General features: G+C 62.5%; 14 protein-coding genes (1 of these 14 running past the window's edge). 11 read left to right on the plus strand and 3 right to left on the minus strand.

Going from position 1 to position 19,913, the window contains the following annotated elements; translation table 11 throughout:
• Together AC5O5R_RS00680 and AC5O5R_RS00685 are read left to right on the plus strand one after the other, a co-directional pair.
• On the plus strand, positions 1–8,137 hold the 3' end of the coding sequence (locus tag AC5O5R_RS00680; RefSeq protein ID WP_494514888.1) for an immunoglobulin-like domain-containing protein. The gene continues 19,337 nt to the left of window position 1, outside the view; the window shows 8,137 of its 27,474 coding nt (coding positions 19,338–27,474); its start codon lies beyond the left edge, outside the window; the stop codon is at positions 8,135–8,137.
• Between the two features lie 300 nt (positions 8,138–8,437).
• Complete coding sequence (locus AC5O5R_RS00685) at positions 8,438–8,779, plus strand: tryptophan synthase subunit beta (RefSeq protein WP_172229823.1); 342 nt, start codon at positions 8,438–8,440, stop codon at positions 8,777–8,779.
• Positions 8,780–8,820: 41 nt separating this feature from the next.
• On the opposite strand, the gene AC5O5R_RS00690 is transcribed toward AC5O5R_RS00685, so the two are convergent.
• A complete protein-coding gene (locus AC5O5R_RS00690) occupies positions 8,821–9,378 on the minus strand; it encodes a WYL domain-containing protein (protein WP_172229820.1) in 558 nt (185 codons plus the stop codon).
• Between the two features lie 207 nt (positions 9,379–9,585).
• Here AC5O5R_RS00690 and AC5O5R_RS00695 point away from each other — a divergent pair, with 207 nt between their 5' ends.
• The 6 genes from AC5O5R_RS00695 (at position 9,586) to AC5O5R_RS00720 (ending at position 15,658) form a co-directional block, all read left to right on the plus strand.
• On the plus strand, positions 9,586–10,380 hold the full coding sequence (locus tag AC5O5R_RS00695; RefSeq protein ID WP_172288159.1) for a tetratricopeptide repeat protein: 795 nt from the start codon (positions 9,586–9,588) through the stop codon (positions 10,378–10,380).
• 245 nt (positions 10,381–10,625) lie between these two features.
• A complete protein-coding gene (locus AC5O5R_RS00700; RefSeq protein ID WP_172288157.1) occupies positions 10,626–11,078 on the plus strand; it encodes a MarR family winged helix-turn-helix transcriptional regulator in 453 nt (150 codons plus the stop codon).
• Complete coding sequence (locus AC5O5R_RS00705) at positions 11,075–13,162, plus strand: FUSC family protein (RefSeq protein ID WP_172288155.1); 2,088 nt, start codon at positions 11,075–11,077, stop codon at positions 13,160–13,162. Before AC5O5R_RS00700 ends, AC5O5R_RS00705 begins: the two co-directional genes overlap by 4 nt.
• Positions 13,159–13,371 (plus strand): DUF1656 domain-containing protein, encoded by a 213-nt coding sequence (locus AC5O5R_RS00710; protein ID WP_003255905.1) that lies wholly within the window; start codon positions 13,159–13,161, stop codon positions 13,369–13,371. The genes AC5O5R_RS00705 and AC5O5R_RS00710 overlap by 4 nt, the downstream gene beginning before the upstream one ends.
• Positions 13,368–14,243 carry an efflux RND transporter periplasmic adaptor subunit gene (locus AC5O5R_RS00715; RefSeq protein WP_172225497.1) on the plus strand — a complete coding sequence of 292 codons (876 nt, stop codon included), beginning with the start codon at positions 13,368–13,370 and terminating at the stop codon, positions 14,241–14,243. Before AC5O5R_RS00710 ends, AC5O5R_RS00715 begins: the two co-directional genes overlap by 4 nt.
• Complete coding sequence (locus AC5O5R_RS00720; RefSeq protein WP_172225494.1) at positions 14,240–15,658, plus strand: efflux transporter outer membrane subunit; 1,419 nt, start codon at positions 14,240–14,242, stop codon at positions 15,656–15,658. Before AC5O5R_RS00715 ends, AC5O5R_RS00720 begins: the two co-directional genes overlap by 4 nt.
• Before the next feature lie 111 nt (positions 15,659–15,769).
• Here the strand turns inward: AC5O5R_RS00720 and AC5O5R_RS00725 are convergent, their stop codons facing one another.
• Entirely contained in the window at positions 15,770–16,225 is a 456-nt protein-coding gene (locus tag AC5O5R_RS00725) for an REP-associated tyrosine transposase (RefSeq protein ID WP_172225491.1), read from the minus strand.
• Positions 16,226–16,756: 531 nt separating this feature from the next.
• On the opposite strand from AC5O5R_RS00725, the gene AC5O5R_RS00730 reads away from it, so the two are divergent.
• The 3 genes from AC5O5R_RS00730 to AC5O5R_RS00740 all read left to right on the plus strand — a co-directional run bounded on the left by AC5O5R_RS00730 (position 16,757) and on the right by AC5O5R_RS00740 (position 19,426).
• Positions 16,757–17,017 (plus strand): hypothetical protein, encoded by a 261-nt coding sequence (locus tag AC5O5R_RS00730; RefSeq protein WP_172225488.1) that lies wholly within the window; start codon positions 16,757–16,759, stop codon positions 17,015–17,017.
• Complete coding sequence (locus tag AC5O5R_RS00735) at positions 17,014–17,265, plus strand: DUF3077 domain-containing protein (protein WP_172225485.1); 252 nt, start codon at positions 17,014–17,016, stop codon at positions 17,263–17,265. Before AC5O5R_RS00730 ends, AC5O5R_RS00735 begins: the two co-directional genes overlap by 4 nt.
• 229 nt (positions 17,266–17,494) lie before the next feature.
• Positions 17,495–19,426 (plus strand): FTR1 family protein, encoded by a 1,932-nt coding sequence (locus AC5O5R_RS00740; RefSeq protein WP_494514889.1) that lies wholly within the window; start codon positions 17,495–17,497, stop codon positions 19,424–19,426.
• A 176-nt stretch (positions 19,427–19,602) separates the two neighbouring features.
• Here AC5O5R_RS00740 and AC5O5R_RS00745 read toward each other — a convergent pair whose 3' ends face one another.
• Positions 19,603–19,848, minus strand: coding sequence for a TIGR02647 family protein (locus AC5O5R_RS00745; protein WP_172225479.1), 246 nt, complete (start codon positions 19,846–19,848; stop codon positions 19,603–19,605).
• Positions 19,849–19,913 lie beyond the last annotated feature (65 nt).

Here is a 19,913-nt window from a genome sequence, read left to right on the forward strand (position 1 = left end):
CAATCACAAGGGCCTGACCTTCACCCTGACCGATGGCACCACCGTGACCATCAAGGCCGGTGAATCGGTCGGCAGCACCACCGTGACTGCGCCGGACAACGTCTACGTCAACGACCCGGTGACCATCACCCAGGGTCTTACTGACGTCGCCGGCAAAGGCGTCGACCAGTTCGAACAGCTGGAGCTGGGCAGCACCAAAGTCAGCACCGTAGTAACCGACGAACCGGGTACCCCAGGTAACCCAGGCGGCGAAAATGAAGGCGACCTGGTCAAGGTCACCATCGTGGCCGATCAGATATCCGTGAACGAGGCCACCGAACCGACCTTCACCATCAGCCTGAACAAGGCGCTGGACAAGCCGTTCACCGTCACCCTGAGCACCGGTGCCACCCTGACCTTCGCGGCAGGCGAGACCACCAAGTCCTACGCTGCACCAGCGCAGGGCGAGGACGTGTTCAAGGACGAAGGCAAGATCACCGTCAGCATCGATGGTGCCTCCGTCCCGGGCCCAGCGCTGGAAAACCTGGTGATCGGCGACCCGGCCACCGTTCAGGTCTCGGACACCCTCAGCAAGGTCACGGCCGTGCTGTCGGTGGATAACACCGCTGTGGTCGAAGGCGGCAAGATCACTTACACCGTGACCTTGGTGAGTGAAGACACCAACTTGCCAGTGACTGGCCACGGTGGCATCACCGTGACCTTGACTGGTGGTACTCAGGTCGTCATCAACCCAGGTTCCGCCACCGGCACCGTGTCCATCGATGCGCCGAACGACCTGTATGTAGGCGGTCAGGACGCCATCACCAAGGCGATTACCGATATTTCGGTAGCGGGTACCGAGAAGTTCGAAAACCTGGTGCCTGACACGACCCCGGTCACCACCACGGTCAGCGATGACCCGAACGGTACCGGCAACCTGGTCAAGGTCAGCATCACGCCAGTCGTGGACTCGGTGAACGAAGCCACTGCGCCGACCTTCACCGTTACCTTGAACCAGGCCATCGACAAACCACTGACCGTGCTGCTGAGCACCGGTGAGACCGTGGTCTTTGCCGCAGGCGAAACCACCAAGACCATCTCTGCGCCTGCGCAGGGCGATGACGTGTTCATCGACAACGGCAAGATCACCGTCAGCATCGATGGTGCCTCCGTCCCGGGCCCAGCGCTGGAAAACCTGGTGATCGGCGACCCGGCCACCGTTCAGGTCTCGGACACCCTCAGCAAGGTCACGGCCGTGCTGTCGGTGGATAACACCGCTGTGGTCGAAGGCGGCAAGATCACTTACACCGTGACCTTGGTGAGTGAAGACACCAACTTGCCAGTGACTGGCCACGGTGGCATCACCGTGACCTTGACTGGTGGTACTCAGGTCGTCATCAACCCAGGTTCCGCCACCGGCACCGTGTCCATCGATGCGCCGAACGACCTGTATGTAGGCGGTCAGGACGCCATCACCAAGGCGATTACCGATATTTCGGTAGCGGGTACCGAGAAGTTCGAAAACCTGGTGCCTGACACGACCCCGGTCACCACCACGGTCAGCGATGACCCGAACGGTACCGGCAACCTGGTCAAGGTCAGCATCACGCCAGTCGTGGACTCGGTGAACGAAGCCACTGCGCCGACCTTCACCGTTACCTTGAACCAGGCCATCGACAAACCACTGACCGTGCTGCTGAGCACCGGTGAGACCGTGGTCTTTGCCGCAGGCGAAACCACCAAGACCATCTCTGCGCCTGCGCAGGGCGATGACGTGTTCATCGACAACGGCAAGATCACCGTCAGCATCGATGGTGCCTCCGTCCCGGGCCCAGCGCTGGAAAACCTGGTCATCGGCGACCCTGCCACCGTGCAGGTCTCGGACACCCTCAGCAAGGTCAACGCGGTACTGTCGGTAGACAACACCGCTGTGGTCGAAGGCGGCAAGATCACTTACACCGTGACCTTGGTGAGTGAAGACACCAACTTGCCAGTGACTGGCCACGGTGGCATCACCGTGACCTTGACTGGTGGTACTCAGGTCGTCATCAACCCAGGTTCCGCCACCGGCACCGTGTCCATCGATGCGCCGAACGACCTGTATGTAGGCGGTCAGGACGCCATCACCAAGGCGATTACCGATATTTCGGTAGCGGGTACCGAGAAGTTCGAAAACCTGGTGCCTGACACGACCCCGGTCACCACCACGGTCAGCGATGACCCGAACGGTACCGGCAACCTGGTCAAGGTCAGCATCACGCCAGTCGTGGACTCGGTGAACGAAGCCACTGCGCCGACCTTCACCGTTACCTTGAACCAGGCCATCGACAAACCACTGACCGTGCTGCTGAGCACCGGTGAGACCGTGGTCTTTGCCGCAGGCGAAACCACCAAGACCATCTCTGCGCCTGCGCAGGGCGATGACGTGTTCATCGACAAGGGCAAGATCACCGTCAGCATCGATGGTGCCTCCGTCCCAGGCCCAGCACTGGAAAACCTGGTCATCGGCGACCCGGCTACCGTGCAGGTCACGGACACCCTCAGCAAGGTCACGGCCGTGCTGTCGGTGGATAACACCGCCGTGGTCGAAGGCGGCAAGATCACCTACACCGTCACCCTGATCAGCGAAGACAGCAAGCTGCCAGTCACTGGCCACGGCGGCGTAACCGTCACCCTGACCGGTGGCACCACCGTGACCATCCCGGCAGGCTCCGCTACCGGCACTGCCTTCGTCACGGCGCCGAACGACCTGTACGTAGGCGGCCAGCCATCGATCACCAAGGCCATCACCGACATCGCTGTCACCGGTGACCTGAAGTTCGAGAACCTGATAGCCGATCCGAAACCGGTCACCACCACGGTCAGCGATGACCCGAATGGCGCCGGCAACCTGATCAAGGTCAGCATCACGCCAGTCGTGGCCTCGGTGAACGAAGCCACTGCGCCGACCTTCACTGTTAGCCTGAACAAGGTCATCGACAAGCCGCTGACCGTCACGCTGAGCACCGGCGAAGTGTTGGTGTTCAAAGCCGGCGAAACCACCAAGACCATCTCTGCGCCTGCGCAGGGCGATGACGTGTTCATCGACAACGGCAAGATCACCGTCAGCATCGATGGTGCCACTGTCCCGGGCCCAGCGCTGGAAAACCTGGTCATCGGCGACCCGGCCACCGTGCAGGTCTCGGACACCCTCAGCAAGGTCACCGCGGTACTGTCGGTAGACAACACCGCTGTGGTCGAAGGCGGCAAGATCACCTACACCGTCACCCTGATCAGCGAAGACACCAAGCTGCCAGTCACTGGCCACGGCGGCGTAACCGTCACCCTGACCGGTGGCACCACCGTGACCATCCCGGCAGGCTCCGCTACCGGCACTGCCTTCGTCACGGCGCCGAACGACCTGTACGTAGGCGGCCAGCCATCGATCACCAAGGCCATCACCGACATCGCTGTCACCGGTGACCTGAAGTTCGAGAACCTGGTAGCCGATCCGAAACCGGTCACCACCACGGTCAGCGATGACCCGAATGGCGCCGGCAACCTGGTCAAGGTCAGCATCACGCCAGTCGTGGCCTCGGTGAACGAAGCCACTGCGCCGACCTTCACTGTTAGCCTGGACAAGGTCATCGACAAGCCGCTGACCGTCACGCTGAGCACCGGCGAAGTGTTGGTGTTCAAAGCCGGCGAAACCACCAAGACCATCTCTGCGCCTGCGCAGGGCGATGACGTGTTCATCGACAACGGCAAGATCACCGTCAGCATCGATGGCGCCACTGTCCCGGGCCCAGCGCTGGAAAACCTGGTGATCGGCGACCCGGCCACCGTTCAGGTCTCGGACACCCTCAGCAAGGTCACCGCGGTACTGTCGGTCGACAACACCGCTGTGGTCGAAGGCGGCAAGATCACCTACACCGTGACCCTGATCAGCGAAGACACCAAGCTGCCAGTCACTGGCCACGGCGGCGTAACCGTCACCCTGACCGGTGGCACCACCGTGACCATCCCGGCAGGCTCCGCTACCGGCACTGCCTTCGTCACGGCGCCGAACGACCTGTACGTAGGCGGCCAGCCATCGATCACCAAGGCCATCACCGACATCGCTGTCATCGGTGACCTGAAGTTCGAGAGCCTGGTAGCCGATCCGAAACCGGTCACCACCACGGTCAGCGATGACCCGAATGGCGCCGGCAACCTGGTCAAGGTCAGCATCACGCCAGTCGTGGCCTCGGTGAACGAAGCCACTGCGCCGACCTTCACTGTTAGCCTGAACAAGGTCATCGACAAGCCGCTGACCGTCACGCTGAGCACCGGCGAAGTGTTGGTGTTCAAAGCCGGCGAAACCACCAAGACCATCTCTGCGCCTGCGCAGGGCGATGACGTGTTCATCGACAACGGCAAGATCACCGTCAGCATCGATGGCGCCACTGTCCCGGGCCCAGCACTGGAAAACCTGGTCATCGGCGACCCGGCCACCGTGCAGGTCTCGGACACCCTCAGCAAGGTCACCGCGGTACTGTCGGTAGACAACACCGCTGTGGTCGAAGGCGGCAAGATCACCTACACCGTCACCCTGATCAGCGAAGACACCAAGCTGCCAGTCACTGGCCACGGCGGCGTAACCGTCACCCTGACCGGTGGCACCACCTTGACCATCCCGGCAGGTTCAGCCTCGGGCACGGCCTTCATCAATGCTCCGGATGATGTGTACACCGGTGGGCAAAACACCATCACCAAGTCGATCACCGGCATCGCTGTTGCTGGCGACAAGGTGTTCGAGAACCTGGTGACCGGCACCAACAGTGTCAGCACTACCGTCAGCGACGAGCCAAGCGGCCAGGGCGATGTTGCCAAGGTGAGCATCAATGGCACCACTTCGCTGACCGAAGGCGAAACCGGTAGCTACACGCTGACCCTTACCCATGAATCCAAGGCTGAAGTGACTGTCACCCTCAGCTACAGCGGCACCGCCAAAAACGGTGAGGACTTCACCGGCGTGACCACCGTGAAGATCCCGGCCAACAGCACTGGCACCACCTTCACTATCGGTACCATTGACGACAGTCGAGTCGAAGGCACCGAGAATTTCGTGGTCAAGATCGAAACGGCCACCGGTGGCAACTTCGAGAACCTGCAGGTCGACAGCAGCAAGTCGAGCGTGACCACGGCCATCCTCGACAACGACCACCTGCCGGTTTCGCCTGGCGGTGCAGTGTCTGGCGTGGAGGACACCGATTACGTGTTCGGCTGGAGCGACTTCAAAGTCACCGATGCCGATGGCAACAACGGCCTGTCCGTGACCATTACCTCGATCCCGGTCGCCGGCAGCCTGAAGTTCTTCAATGGCACTGCATGGGTGGACGTGACCGTTGGCCAGGTGGTCAGCCAGGCGGACATTACTGCCAAGAACCTGAAGTTCGTGCCTTTGCTCAACCAGTCGGGGACGGACAACTACGGTGGCAGCGGCGTGGGCAACCAGCAGGCCGACTACGCGCAGTTCAAGTTCAAGCCGAACGATGGCACCAACCTGGGCACTGAAGTGACCATGAAGGTCGACATCAGCCCGGTCGCCGACAAACCGACCTTGAGCTTCGGCAGTGCCGATATCGAGTCCAAAGGCCTGACCAAGGAAGTGTGGAACACCCTCAAGGGCCTGGGTACTGGCGGTAACGGCATTACCGGCGACGATCTGAAGACGGTCTTTGCCAACTCCGGCAATGCCAACTCCAGCACTACCACCACCAACGTGCAGTCCGATGCCAGCGTCACCGCCGGCACCGGTTCGAAAACGTCGGGGCTTATCTATCTGGAAGCCGGCAAGACCTATACCTTCAGCGGCAGCGCCGACGACAGCTTCGTGGTCACCATTGGCGGCAAGACCGTGGTCACGGCCACCTGGGGTGCTGGTGGCCAGGTTTCGGGTACCTTCACCCCGAACACCAGCGGCTACTACCCGATCGAGGTCTACCATGCCAACCAGTCGGGCCCGGGCAGCTACGACCTGAACATCCAGTCAGGCTCGGGTGCTGCCGTGGACCTGAGCAGCTCGAACATCAAGATGTACCAGAACGTGACCGCCATGGCCAACGCCGGCCTGGGCGTGTCCGACCTGCACACCGTGAATGGCCAGAGCTACTACGACGGCTACAAACTCAACGAAGGGCCGGAAGGTGGTTCGGTGAAACTGGTGGGTATTTCCACCGGCCTGACCGATACCGATGGCTCCGAAACCCTTAACGTGACCCTGAGCGGTATTCCGAAAGGTACTGTGCTGAGCGATGGCGCGGGCCATACCGTGACGGTTGGTGGCACGCCAGTGGACGTGACTGGCTGGAAGCTCAGCGGCCTGACACTTACCCCGCCTTCGTACTACAAAGGCTCGTTCGACATCACGGTCACCTCGACTGCGACCGAAAGCCTGGGCGGTTCCGACAGCATTACCGGCAAGATTCCGGTGACTGTCTACGGCGCGACTTACAAGGCGGCGGTAGGCACTTCGGGCAACGACACGCTCACCGGCACCGAGGGCAACGACATCATCGTCGCCGACGTGGGTGGCTTGAACGTGGTTCAGGGCAAGAACTACAACATTGCCTTCCTGGTAGACAGTTCTGGCAGCATGAGCGACGACTCGATCGCCGCAGCCAAGACTCAATTGGCGGCTGTGTTCAAAACCTTGAAAGCAAGCTTGGGCTCCGATATCTCCGGGACGGTGAATATCCTCCTGCTCGACTTCGATACCCAAGTTAACAAGAACGTCACCGTTAACCTTGCCGACCCCGACGCCTTGAAGAACCTTCAAGCGGTCCTGAACTCGATGGTGGGTGATACCGGCGGTGGTGGTACCAACTATGAGGATGCGTTCAAGACGGCGGCCAACTTCTTCAAGAGTACCGTCGCTACCAGTAATACCAACGCGGAGAACCTGACCTACTTCATCACCGACGGCAAGCCGACCTACTATCAGAGCGGCGAGTCCATCAACCCTCGTCTGTGGAGCAATGGCCTGTACCTGGATGACGTTGTAAACGTCAATAAGTACAAGGTGGGTGATACCTACAGTGCTATGGTCGATGCGACTCACAAGGTCGAGATCAGCAGTAGCGGCGTTCTGAAAGTACTGACTTATGGATCCTTCTTCGGCACCACGTATCTTGAATCCACTCGAACGGTCGGAACCATTCATGCCCAGGGTGATGGCACTTACGAGCTGTCCAGCCTGGACGGGTCTGGCAAAGGCACCAAGGACAACTGGGCAGAAGCGGCGTCAGGGTCAACGGCAAGCTTTGCCCTGCTGGGCGATAAAGATACGGGTCTGAGCAAGGTAGTGGCGATCGGCCTCAACAGTGATATAAGCCTGAACGATCTCAAGGCCTATGACACCGCTGGCAAACCGCAAGTCAATATCGACCCATCCAAGCTCGCCGCCGCGATTCTCGGGCATTCCGAGGCAACCTTGCCGGGCACGGATACTGTCGATGGTGGCAACGGCAACGACATCATCTTCGGCGACCTGATCACCCTCAACGGCATCGCCAGCGAGGGCTACCAGGCCCTTCAGGAATATGTCGCGCAAAAGAGCAATGTTGATGTCGGCAGCATTACTACCAGCAACGTTCACCAGTACGTCACCGAGCACTACAACGAATTTGATATCTCCGGTGCCAATGACGCCAAAGACTTCCTGTCGGGCGGCAATGGCAACGACATCCTCTTCGGTCAAGGTGGTGATGACACGCTCGACGGTGGCAAGGGTAACGACATCCTGCTCGGTGGTTCTGGCAATGACACCCTGATCGGGGGCCAGGGCAATGACATCCTGATCGGTGGCAGCGGTGCCGACACCTTCGTGTGGAAGGCCGGTGATTTCGGTAACGATGTGATCAAGGACTTCAAGGTTGCCGAGAAAGACAAGATCGATCTTAGCGACCTGCTGCAAGGCGAGAAGGGCAGCACTATCGACAACTACCTGAAACTCACCACGGTGGAAGGCACGACGACGTTGCAGGTCAGCAGCGAAGGCAAGCTCAACGCCGACGGTGGCATTGCCAACGCCGACGTGACCATCAAGCTGGAAGGTGTGAACTGGTCCAACACCACGATCAACTCGTTGATCAGCGGTGCTGACCCGACCATCATCATCCACAACAAGGACAACTGATGCGGTAACTGGCCGCGCCTGACAGGCGCGGCCCTGTAGGAGCGGCCTTGTGTCGCGAAAGGGCCGCAAGGCGGCCCCAGGGTTTCAGCATCAAAGCCGAAATCGCCGGGGCTGCTCCGCAGCCCTTTCGCGACGCAAGGCCGCTCCTACAATGGATCGCGTCAGCCAGGCGGGCGCTACGCAGGCTCTTTTCTGCCTTCTTCCGACAGCGCATACTCTGGCGCCGGCCCTGCGCGGCCGGCGATCTTTGCCTATGCTGCTGTCTACCAACAAGGAACCAACGTGACGAGGGACACCGCCATGTTCTACGTGCAACGCGACGCCACCGGCCAGTTGCAGCGAGTAGAAGCAGCCGCTTTTGACGAATTCACCGAAATGCTCCCCGCCGACCATGCCGATATCCAGGAATGGTTTGCCGATGATGTGGTGGAAAACAGCCTTAATCAGCTCAAGCAAAGTGACCTGGACATGATCCGCGTGCTCGAGGACCTGATCGATGTGCTGACCGCCAAGGGCGTATTCAAGATCACCGACCTGCCTGCCGGTGCGCAGGCCAAATTGCTCAACCGTTCAACGGCGCGAAAGGCGCTCAGCAGCCTCAACAACCTTATCGATGAAGACGAGCAGGGCGGCTTGATCTGATTCTCGGCGCCGCCAATCCTGGTGAGGGCCAGTACAGGTCATCAACTAAGGTACTGCGCCGCCGCATTGCTCAGGATCTTGCCAATCTCTTCCCGCAACGGGCCAGGCTGCTCCACCACCACCCCATCCCCATGGCTCAACAGCCACCAACGCAACGGCCAGCCGTCGCTCACCGTGGCGCGCAACCGATGCCCATGCTCCAGCGCCGTCAACTGCATGTCGCCACTCAGCGGCGTATCCCGCAGCTGCCGCGCCAGTGCATCGCTGATGCGTGCCACCAGCTCCACCCCTTCACCCTGGGTTGGCTGCAACGCATCACCGCGCAGATACGTCAGCAAGTCGAAATTGCTGCGCAACTCGCCGACCGCGCTGGCCGACCAGTGCCAGCCGAACGGGATGCTCTTGTCATTGCGTTCCAGCGGAAAAATCAGCGACAGCTCATTGAGGTCTCGCTCGACCGTACGCTTGCTGACAGAGAAGCCCACATCACGCAGGCGCCATACCAATTCGGCGCTGGTAATGCCTGGGGAGCGGCTGGGCAGCTGGCGCAGCAGCGCCCACTGACGGCTGAGGGTGGCGCGGGTTGTGGCGAACGGCAAAATGTAACGTCCTTGTCTAGGCTTGCCGCAATAGGATGGCGGCACGCGAGGGGCATGGCAATTGGCCACAGCCTGCTCAGATCAAGGAAGTCGCATTTGGTTGCCTCGTGCCGAATCGTTCGCGACAGGTTTTGACGTGACATCACGCAGAATCACGCCTCATCACAGCCGAAGGTTGGGGTTGTGCGTCGTTCAATGAGGATGAACATGTCTGCTGCCAGCAATATCCATTCGCTGCTTGCCCGCCTTCTGCCCGAGCGGGTCATCGCCCCTCCGGCCCCTGTCGGGAGACGACAGCGGCTGTTTGCCGGGGTGGGCTTGCCCAGCCAGCGGTCACTGTTGGTCAACCGCCTGGACGAAGCCAGCGACCTGCAGGCGGTGTATGCCGACCTGCGCCGTCAGGCGTTGCAAGGCAGCGTAGCCGCGCTGAACGACCTTGGCTGGATCTGGCTCAACGGCAAGTACTGGCGCGCCGACACCCTGCTGGCCGGGCACCTGCTGCGCATGGCGGCGCTGCAAGGTAATGCTGCGGCGTGGTTCAACCTTGGGCAGCAGCACTACTTCGGCAAAGGCATCGACGCCTCCTATGTGCAGGCGGCGGAGTGTTACCGCCAGGCCTTCGAGCGGGGCATGCTACATGCCGCCGCGGCCTTGGGTGACTTGTACGAGGAGGAGGTGTGCGATGGCGATCTGGACTGGCAGGTCGACCTGGTGCAGGCCTACCAGTGGTTCATGCGTGGGGCCGAGCGGGGCGAGGCGCGGTGCCGCTTTGAAGTGGGTTACCGGTTGATGCATGGGCTGTATGTGGAGGCCGACCTGAAGGCTGCGCTGTACTGGCTGGAGCTGGCGGCAGCGGCAGGGGTGGTGCAGGCGGCCGAAGAGCTGGCGGTGCATTTCAGCAGCCGTGACGCGATGCGATACCAGGAGTGGCGTGACCGGGCGGTGCAGATGGGCAGCACATTGGCCTTGACCATGAAGCTGGAAGACCAGATTCAGCCCTGAGTTTTGTGTCGCCTGTGCCGTCCTCTTCGCGGGTGAACCCGCTCCCAGATGAAAACCACAAACCTCAGAATTTGTGGAGTACCTGTGGGAGCGGGTTCACCCGCGAAGAGGCCCGAACAGGCAGTGCTAAACCCCCAGCATGAACAACAATTCATCCATACCCCCCGTCACCCCCTGTTGACGACAGGGGGTGGGGCAGGCGTATATTGATAGTTAGCAAACTATGAATATCCTTGGTTCCTTTCATGCCCCTTGATCTCCTGCGCCTGCAAGTCAGCAGCGGCATGGTGGTTGCCGCCCGCCATTGGCGGCGCATCTGCCATACCGCCCTGACGGGCTACGGCATTTCCGAAGCCTGCGCGGCACCCTTGCTGATGATCGTGCGCCTGGGCGATGGCGTGCACCAGGTGGCCGTGGCCCAGGCTGCCGGCCTGGAAAGCCCGTCGCTGGTGCGCCTGCTCGACCAACTGTGCAAGGCCGGCCTGGTATGCCGCAGCGAAGACCCGCTCGACCGTCGCGCCAAGGCTCTGAGCCTGACCGACCAGGGCCGTGCCTTGGCCGAAGCCATCGAAGCCGAGCTGGTGCGCCTGCGCCGCGAGGTGCTGCATGGCATCGACCAGGCCGACCTCGAAGCCGCCTTGCGTGTACTGCGAGCCTTCGAAGCTGCCGGCCTGGGCAGCGCTGGCGGGGCGGCATGAACGGTTTCTTCAGCTCGGTACCGCCGGCCCGTGACTGGTTCTACGGCGTGCGTACGTTTGCCGCGTCGATGATTGCCCTGTACATCGCCTTGCTCTTGCAGCTGCCACGGCCTTACTGGGCCATGGCCACGGTGTACATCGTCTCCAGCCCGTTCGTCGGGCCGACCAGCTCCAAGGCCTTGTATCGCGCGCTGGGCACGCTGCTCGGCGCCGCCGGGGCGATCTTCCTGGTGCCGCCGCTGGTGCAATCGCCACTGCTGCTGAGCATTGCCATCGCCTTGTGGACTGGCACCTTGCTGTTCCTCTCGTTGAACCTGCGCACAGCCAACAACTACGTGCTGATGCTGGCCGGCTACACCTTGCCGATGATCGCCCTGGCGGTGGTCGACAACCCGCTGGCGGTGTTCGACGTCGCGTCCTCGCGTGCCCAGGAAATCTGCCTGGGGATCGTCTGCGCGGCGGTGGTCGGGGCCATCTTCTGGCCGCGCCGGTTGGCGCCGGTGGTGGTGGGCGCCACGGGTAACTGGTTCACCGAGGCCATTCGCTACAGCGACACCTACCTGGCCCGTGAAGCCAGTGCAGACAAGGTCGGCGGCATGCGCGGGGCGATGGTCGCGACGTTCAACTCGCTGGAGCTGATGATCGGCCAGCTCGGCCACGAAGGCGCCGGCCCGCACACCCTCAAGAACGCCCGCGAGCTGCGCGGGCGCATGATCCACCTGCTGCCGGTGATCGACGCCCTCGACGATGCCCTGGTTGCCCTCGACGGCCGTGCCCCGGCGCAGTTCGCCCAGTTGCGGCCGGTACTGGACGCCGCCCGTGAATGGCTGAAGGGCACTGCCGACAGCGCTTCGGTGGCCCGCTGGGCTGCCCTGCACGAGCAGATCGCGCGCTTGCAACCCGGCGCTGCGGCACTCGACCAGCGTGCCGAGCTGCTGCTGTCCAACGCCCTGTACCGGCTGACCGAATGGGCCGACCTGTGGCAAGACTGCTGCACCCTGCAACACGCCCTGCGCAGCGATGACGCCACACCCTGGCGCGCGGTGTACCGGCACTGGCGCCTGGGCCGCCTGACCGCGTTCTTCGACCGCGGCCTGATGCTGTACTCGGTGGCGTCCACCGTACTGGCGATTGTCGTCGCCTGCGGCCTGTGGATCGGCCTGGGCTGGCACGACGGCGCGAGTGCGGTGATCCTCGCTGCCGTATCGTGCAGCTTCTTCGCCGCCATGGACGACCCGGCACCGCAGATCTACAAGTTCTTCTTCTGGACGCTGATGTCGGTCATCTTCTCCAGCCTGTACCTGTTCCTGGTGCTACCCAACCTGCACGACTTTCCGATGCTGGTGCTGGCCTTCGCCGTGCCGTTCATCTGCGTCGGCACGCTGACTGTACAGCCACGCTTCTATCTGGGCACGTTGCTGACCATCGTCAACACCTCGACCTTCATCAGCATCCAGGGCGCCTACGACGCCGACTTCTTCACCTTCCTCAACTCCAACCTGGCTGGCCCCGTAGGCCTGTTGTTCGCCTTCATCTGGACCGTGGTGATGCGCCCGTTCGGCGTAGAGCTGGCGGCCAAGCGCATGACCCGCTTCGTCTGGCGCGACATCGTCGAAATGACCGAGCCAGCCACCCTGGCCGAGCACCGTCAGGTGGGTGTGCAGATGCTCGACCGCCTCATGCAGCACCTGCCGCGCCTGTCGCAAACCGGCCAGGACAGCGGCGTTGCGTTGCGTGACCTGCGCGTGGGGCTGAACCTGCTCGACCTGCTGGCCTACATGCCGCGTGCCGGCCAGCAGGCCCGCGAGCGCCTGAACACGGTGATCGAGGAAGTGGGCGCGCACTACGCTGCCTGCCTGCGTGCCGGCGAGCGCCTGCACGCCCCGGCCGCGCTGCTGCGCAACATGGAACGCGCGCGGCTGGCGCTGAACCTGGACGAGTTGTACGAGCGCGGCGATGCCCGCACCCACCTGCTGCATGCCCTCAGCGGCCTGCGCCTGGCCCTGCTGCCGGGTGTGGAGGTGATGCTCGAGCCCGCCGAACAACCGCAACTGCCCCCCGGGCTCGACGGAGCGCCCCTGTGATTGGTGAACTCGATATCAGCGGGGTGTTCCTGCCCACGCTGCTGGTGATGATGTTTGGCACCTACCTGCTGTTCCTGGGGGTGCACGCGGTGCTGGTGCGCCTGCATTTCTACCGCCTGGTCTGGCACCGGGCGTTATTCAACGTTGCCCTGTATGCCGTGCTGCTTGGCGCGGTGGACCACTTTTGCCGAAACCTGATGCTGCCATGAAAAAACCATTGCTTACCCTGGGCCGTGTGGTCCTGACCTTGCTGGTAGTGACCTTCGCCGCCGTGCTCGTGTGGCAGATGGTGGGCTACTACATGTTCGCCCCCTGGACCCGCGACGGCCACATCCGCGCCGACGTGATCCAGATCGCTCCGGATGTGTCCGGGCTGATCCAGAAGGTCGAGGTGCGCGACAACCAGACCGTCAAGCGCGGCGACGTGCTGTTCACCATCGACCAGGACCGCTTCACCCTGGCCCTGCGCCAGGCCAAGGCTACCCTTGGCGAACGCCAGGAAACCCTGGCCCAGGCTTCTCGCGAGGCACAGCGCAACCGCAAGCTGGGCAACCTGGTAGCGGCTGAACAGCTGGAAGAAAGCCAGTCCCGCGAGGCCCGTGCCCGTTCGGCCGTCAGCGAGGCGCAGGTGGCGGTCGATACCGCGCAGCTGAACCTCGACCGCTCGGTGGTGCGCAGCCCGGTGGACGGTTACCTCAACGACCGTGCGCCGCGTAACCACGAATTCGTCACTGCCGGCCGCCCGGTGCTGTCGGTGGTCGACAGCGCCTCGTACCACGTCGACGGCTACTTCGAAGAAACCAAGCTGGGCGGCATTCACATCGGCGACGCCGTGGATATCCGCGTGATGGGCGACAACACCCGCCTGCGCGGCCATGTGCAGAGTTTTGCCGCCGGCATCGAAGACCGTGACCGCAGCAGCGGCGCCAACCTGCTGCCCAACGTCAACCCGGCGTTCAGCTGGGTGCGGCTGGCCCAGCGCATCCCGGTGCGCATTGCTTTTGACGAAGTCCCGCAAGACTTCCGCATGATCGCCGGGCGCACCGCCACGGTGTCGATCATCGAGGGCCAGCGCCCATGAAACAGCTGATCCTGGCCGGCCTGTGCCTGTCGCTGGGCGCCTGCATGATGGTAGGGCCCGATTATGAGGTGCCGAAGGACGCTGCCGTGCAACGCAGCGACCTGAACGGCCCGCTGCGCCAGGATGCCGATAGCGTGGTGTCGGCACCCGTGCCCGAGGACTGGTGGCAGCTGTATCAGGATCAACGGCTGAACCAACTGGTGCGCCAAGCCTTGAGCGCCAACACCGAACTGCGCGTGGCTGCCGCCAACATCGCCAGGGCCCGCGCCCAGGTTGAAGTGGCTCAATCCCAGGGCGGATTCAACGGTGGTATCAAGGCTGGGGCGCAGCGCCTGCAGGAGTCTGGCGAAGCCTTCCTGCAGCCGGAGAAGGTGCCGGTAGCCAACATCGGCGAGGCCATCATCAGTGCCTCGTACCAGTTCGACCTGTGGGGCACCTTCAAGCGCGGCACCGAGGCCGCCAAGGCCAATGCCGACGCGGTACAGGCCGCTGCGGACACCGCCCGCATCACCTTGGTTGCGGACGTGGTCAGGGCCTATACCCAGGTGTGCTCGGCCAATGAGGAGTACCACATCGCCCGTGAGTCGCTGGATTTGCAGGAGCAGGGCGTGAAGCTCAATCAGCGCCTGCGCGATGCCGGCCGTGGCGACGAAACCCAGGTCACCCGCTCGCAGACCCAGTTCAAATCGCTGCGTGCCGAATTGCCACGCTTCAAGGCCGAGCGCGAGACCGGCATGTACACCCTGGCCGCCTTGCTGGCCAAACCGGTCGATCAGTTGCCTGCTGGCACTGCCGACTGCGCCGAGCTGCCGCACCTGAAGCAGCTGGTGCCAGTGGGCGATGGCGCGGCGCTGCTCAAGCGCCGCCCGGACGTGCGCCAGGCGGAACGCCAGCTGGCCGCTGCCACTGCCTCTATCGGCGTGGCCACGGGTGCGCTGTACCCGGACATCAGCATCGGCGCCCAGGTCGGCACCATTGGTATTCTGGAGAACCTTGGCAAACCGGCGACCAACCGCTGGGGCTTCGGCCCGCAGATCAGCTGGACCATCCCCACCAACGGCACCCGAGCGCGCATCCGCATGGCGCAAGCGTCGACCCAGGCGGCGTTGGCGAATTTCGATGGTGTGGTGCTGAATGCCATTCGCGAAACCCAGACCCGGCTCGCGCAATACAGCGCTCTGCTGGACCGGCGCGATGCGCTGGCCGAGGCGGAGGCGTCGGCCAGGGAAGCCGCGGACCAGACGCACCGGTATTACCAGGCCGGGCGTGAGTCGTTCCTGGCGGATTTGCAGGCCACGCGCACCTATACCGATGTGCGTGCGCAGCTGGCAGCGGCCAATAGCCAGGTGGCGTTGGGGCAGATTGGGGTGTTCCTGGCGTTGGGTGGGGGCTGGAAGGACGCCGCCAGGCCTTGAGGCCCAATCGCCGGCAAGCCAGCTCCCACCTCGACCGCGTCGGCGTAAAGCCATGTGCAATACCTGTGGGAGCTGGCTTGCCGGCGATAGAAACTCCCAGACAACACATGATCAGAGCCAAATCGCATCCCAATGCGGATAATCGCCAACCCTTGAAACCAGCCCCGCCCGCTTTGGGTTCAAGACTATGTACCGAGCCACCGCTTGTACATCGTCCTCCCTGCGCAATGCCCGGTCGTGAAAGCCCTTCTGCCAGAGCCGCCCACTTCGTCCTGTGTGCCTGTTGATCATCACTGTGCTCCGGGATTTAACCCGGCGCATTACACGCCTCAAGCTGGCCGGCCCAAGCTCGACCAGCCAATGAAAGTGGTCAGGCATTACCACCCAGGCCAATGACCTGACATCGCCTTCCTCTTGAGCCTGGCGTAACTCCGCCACCATCAATCTTGCGCAGTGGAAGTCACTGAACATTGGAACCCTGTCCAAGGTTGTGCTGGTGAGCAGATATAACCTGCTGGTCTCCGAAAATCGGCCGAGCCTTAACTGGTCTGAGTGGGGACGATCCATGTGCGCTCTCTCCTGATGAACTGCTCATCAGGCTAGTGGGAATGGACTTACCGGCGATGAATGAATTGGTACCCAGTATTTCCAGTAGCATCGGCGCAGCTTCATCGTTAGCAAGCCAGCTCCCACAGGTACCGCACTAGGCTTGAGAGCGATGCGGTCGGTGTGGGAGCTGGCTTGCCGGCGATCAAGGGCGAAGTCCTTGCCTGGGCCCTAAAGCCGTAGGACATTTCTGAACTTGCAACCAAATGCTTCAGTTCTGATTCTGTGTCGAATTATCCTACGGCCGCTATCGGAAGGTGCTGACTTGGCTGGAATGTGCTCTGGGAATAACGTCCTCGGGTCGCCTCGCAAGGCGATCGGGCGTGAGACACCCGGCTGGTACAGGTTGCATCGCTTATGGCGGTCGTGCACGGGCAGATTTCGGTCTGGCCGGGTCTCCTGTACCCCGGGTCTCAACCCGTGTAACGACTGCCACCCAAATCCGTGAGACGATGCGGAGGGCAGAATTCTTTTTTGTACAGGAGTTCCGCCATGAAAAAGCTCGTCCCCGACCCACCCGTCACCGATCTGCTCCTGCTCGACCCACCAAATCTCTCACTCATCGACTCGCTCAGCATCGACGACTGCAAGCGGCTGACCAGCGCTCTCACCCTGAGTATCGAGCACACCACCACTGTCCTGCTCGGCACCGACCCAGGTGACACGCGCAACGCCATGGGCATGAACATTCGCGTGCTGTGCGCGGTGATCAATGCTTTGTCCGAGCATGTACGGCAAGGGGGCAAGCGATGAGCAACGATCCAAGAGACACTTCCACCGTTGGCGCGGAAACCTTTGACCTGTTTCGCCTGCAGGCCAACGTGCCGTTCAATCATGCATTCTCCCAACTGTCAGTGCTCCTTGGCTGTATCCGGCACCTCACTACCGAGGCGGAAATGGAGAACGACCGCATTGCCGGGAGCGCGGCGCGGATACTCAGCGAGATGGCCAAGGCACTGATCGATGATATGGAGCGCGGAATGAGCAAGGTTCTTCAATAGAAGTACCTGGGGGCCGCTGTGCGGCCCATCGCCGGCAAGCCAGCTCCCACACCGACCGCATCGCCCTCAAGTCAAGTGCATACCTGTGGGAGCTGGCTTGCCGGCGATTGAGGCCCTGGCAGGCCACGCCCCCATCAATCCCGATGCCACCTCGCTTCATCTGATTTGTACCAGGATTTTTCATGAAATCCGCCCAGCACCCTTGAGAGAAGCAAAGTGGAAGTGAACAATGTTCTCTTTCGCATTCCCTTCGAGACTGGCCATGAATACCCGTACCCGTCTGCTTGCCTGGTTGCTAGGCCCGTTGTTGGCGCTGTGCAGCACCCTGGCGCAGGCAGAAGCCCCTGCCGAGGCCACCAAGGCCCTGCACCTGCTGGACTACATTGGCGCCGACTACCCGCCGACCGTGCAAGACGGCAAGGTGATCGACGACAGCGAATACCGCGAGCAGCAGGAGTTCAGCGCGGTGCTGGCCGATCTGGTCAGTGGCCTGCCTGCGCATGCCGAACAGGCGGCGCTGGGCCAAGGCGTCCAGGCGCTGCGCCAAGCCATCGACCAACGTGAAGATGGCGCGACAGTCGCCAGGCAGGCGCGCCAGCTGGGTGCACGCCTGGCGGTGGCCTACGAGGTCAGCCAGGCCCCGGTGATCACCCCGGACCCGGCGCGTGGCGCTGCACTCTACGCGCAGAACTGCTCGATCTGCCACGGCGACACGGGCGCAGGTGATGGCCCGGCGGGCGTGGGGCTGGAGCCTGCACCCGCCAACCTGCGCGATGTCTCGCGCCTCGACCAGTTAAGCCTGTTCGACCTGTACAACACGCTGGCGCTGGGTATCGACGGCACCGAGATGCCGTCGTTTGCCGACCAACTGGATGACCGCCAGCGTTGGGATATCGCCGCTTATATCGCCAGCTTCACCGCCAAGCCGGAAGCCGGCAAAGGCGACAAGACCTGGAACATCGCCGACCTGGCCCGCCAGACTCCGGCCGAGGTCGCTGCCAATGAAGGCGCTGCGGTGCTGGAAGCATTCCGCGCCCAGCGGGCCCAGCCGCCGCAGGTAAAACGCGGCCCGGCGCAGCTGCTCGAATACACCTCCAGCACCTTGGACAAGAGCCTGGCGGCCTACCGTGCAGGTGACCACGACCAGGCCTATGACCTGTCGGTGGCTGCCTACCTGGAGGGCTTCGAACTGGTGGAAAGCTCGCTGGACAACGTCGATACCCAAGTGCGCAAGGACACTGAAAAGTCGCTGATGGCTTATCGTCAGTCGCTGCAGGACGGGTTGCCCGTGGCCCAGGCCGAGCAACGTCTTGGCGAAGCCAAGGCCAAGCTCGACCAGGCTGCCAAGCTGCTGGGCAGTGATGGCCTCAGCTGGTCGTTGAGCTACATCTCCGGTTTGCTGATCCTGCTGCGCGAAGGCCTTGAAGCGATTCTGGTGCTGGCGGCGATCCTCGCGTTCCTGCGCAACACCGGCCAGCAATCGGCTGTGCGCAGCGTCAACGTCGGCTGGGCCCTGGCGCTGGTCGCCGGCTTCGCTACCTGGGCCCTGGCGGCCTATGTGATCGACGTGGGCGGTGCCCAGCGTGAGCTGCTGGAAGGCTGCACGGCGCTGTTTGCCGCGGTGATGGTGCTGTGGCTCGGCGTGTGGATGCACGACCGCCGTCACGCCGCCGCCTGGAAGGACTACATCAAAAGCAGCCTGGTCAGCGGCGGCGGGCGTTTCGGCTTTGCCGTGCTGGCGTTCTTCTCGGTATACCGTGAACTGTTCGAAGTGATCCTGTTCTACGAGACCCTGTGGCTGCAGGCAGGCCCTGCCGGGCATCAGGCGGTGCTGGCCGGTGGCGCTACTGCGCTGGTGCTGCTGGTGGGCCTGGCCTGGGTGATTCTGCGCGGCTCGGCCAAGCTGCCACTGACGCTGTTCTTCAGCATCAACGCCGCACTGCTGTGTGCACTGTCGGTGGTATTCGCCGGTCATGGGGTGAAGGCGTTGCAGGAAGCCGGGGTGCTGGGCACGCGGCCGGTGGCGTTCTTCGAGTTCGACTGGCTGGGGATTCACGCCGATGCCTACTCGCTGTCGGCGCAGGCGGTGGCGTTGCTGGCCATCGTGTGCCTGTATGGGCGCTCTTGGCTGGTGGAAAAGCGCAGGGCAACGGCCAACTGACCGGGGGCCGCGCTGCGGCCCATCGCGGGCAAGCCAGCTCCCACACCGACCGCATTGGCTTCAAACCATGTGCAGTACCAGTTGGATCTGGTCACATCGGTTTCAGGCCATTCGCAGTACCTGTGGGAGCTGGCTTGCCGGCGATGGGCTGCAGCGCAGCCCCTTGCAATCTCGGCTCAGGCCGGTTGTGGCGCCTTGAGAATGTTCTGCAGTAGCTGGACACTATCTACGGCGTCATGACCCAGGCTGGTCAGATAACCGCCATCAGGTTGATCGGTCAGCCCTTTATCATACAGGCGTTGCGCTGCTGCGATCAGGGCAGGTGCGGCGTTGCTGTTTATCTTGATGCCTTCCTGGCTGCTGTCGTGTTTGAACAGCGCGAGTACTTCCAGTTCGTCGATCAGATCGGGGGTAAAAGGCATGGCGACTCCTGACTTCCAGACAAGGATTACGGCACCGTTCAACGGTGCCTGACCTTCGAGTGTAG

It is taken from the genome of Pseudomonas sp. 8_5_2 (genome assembly GCF_059295255.1).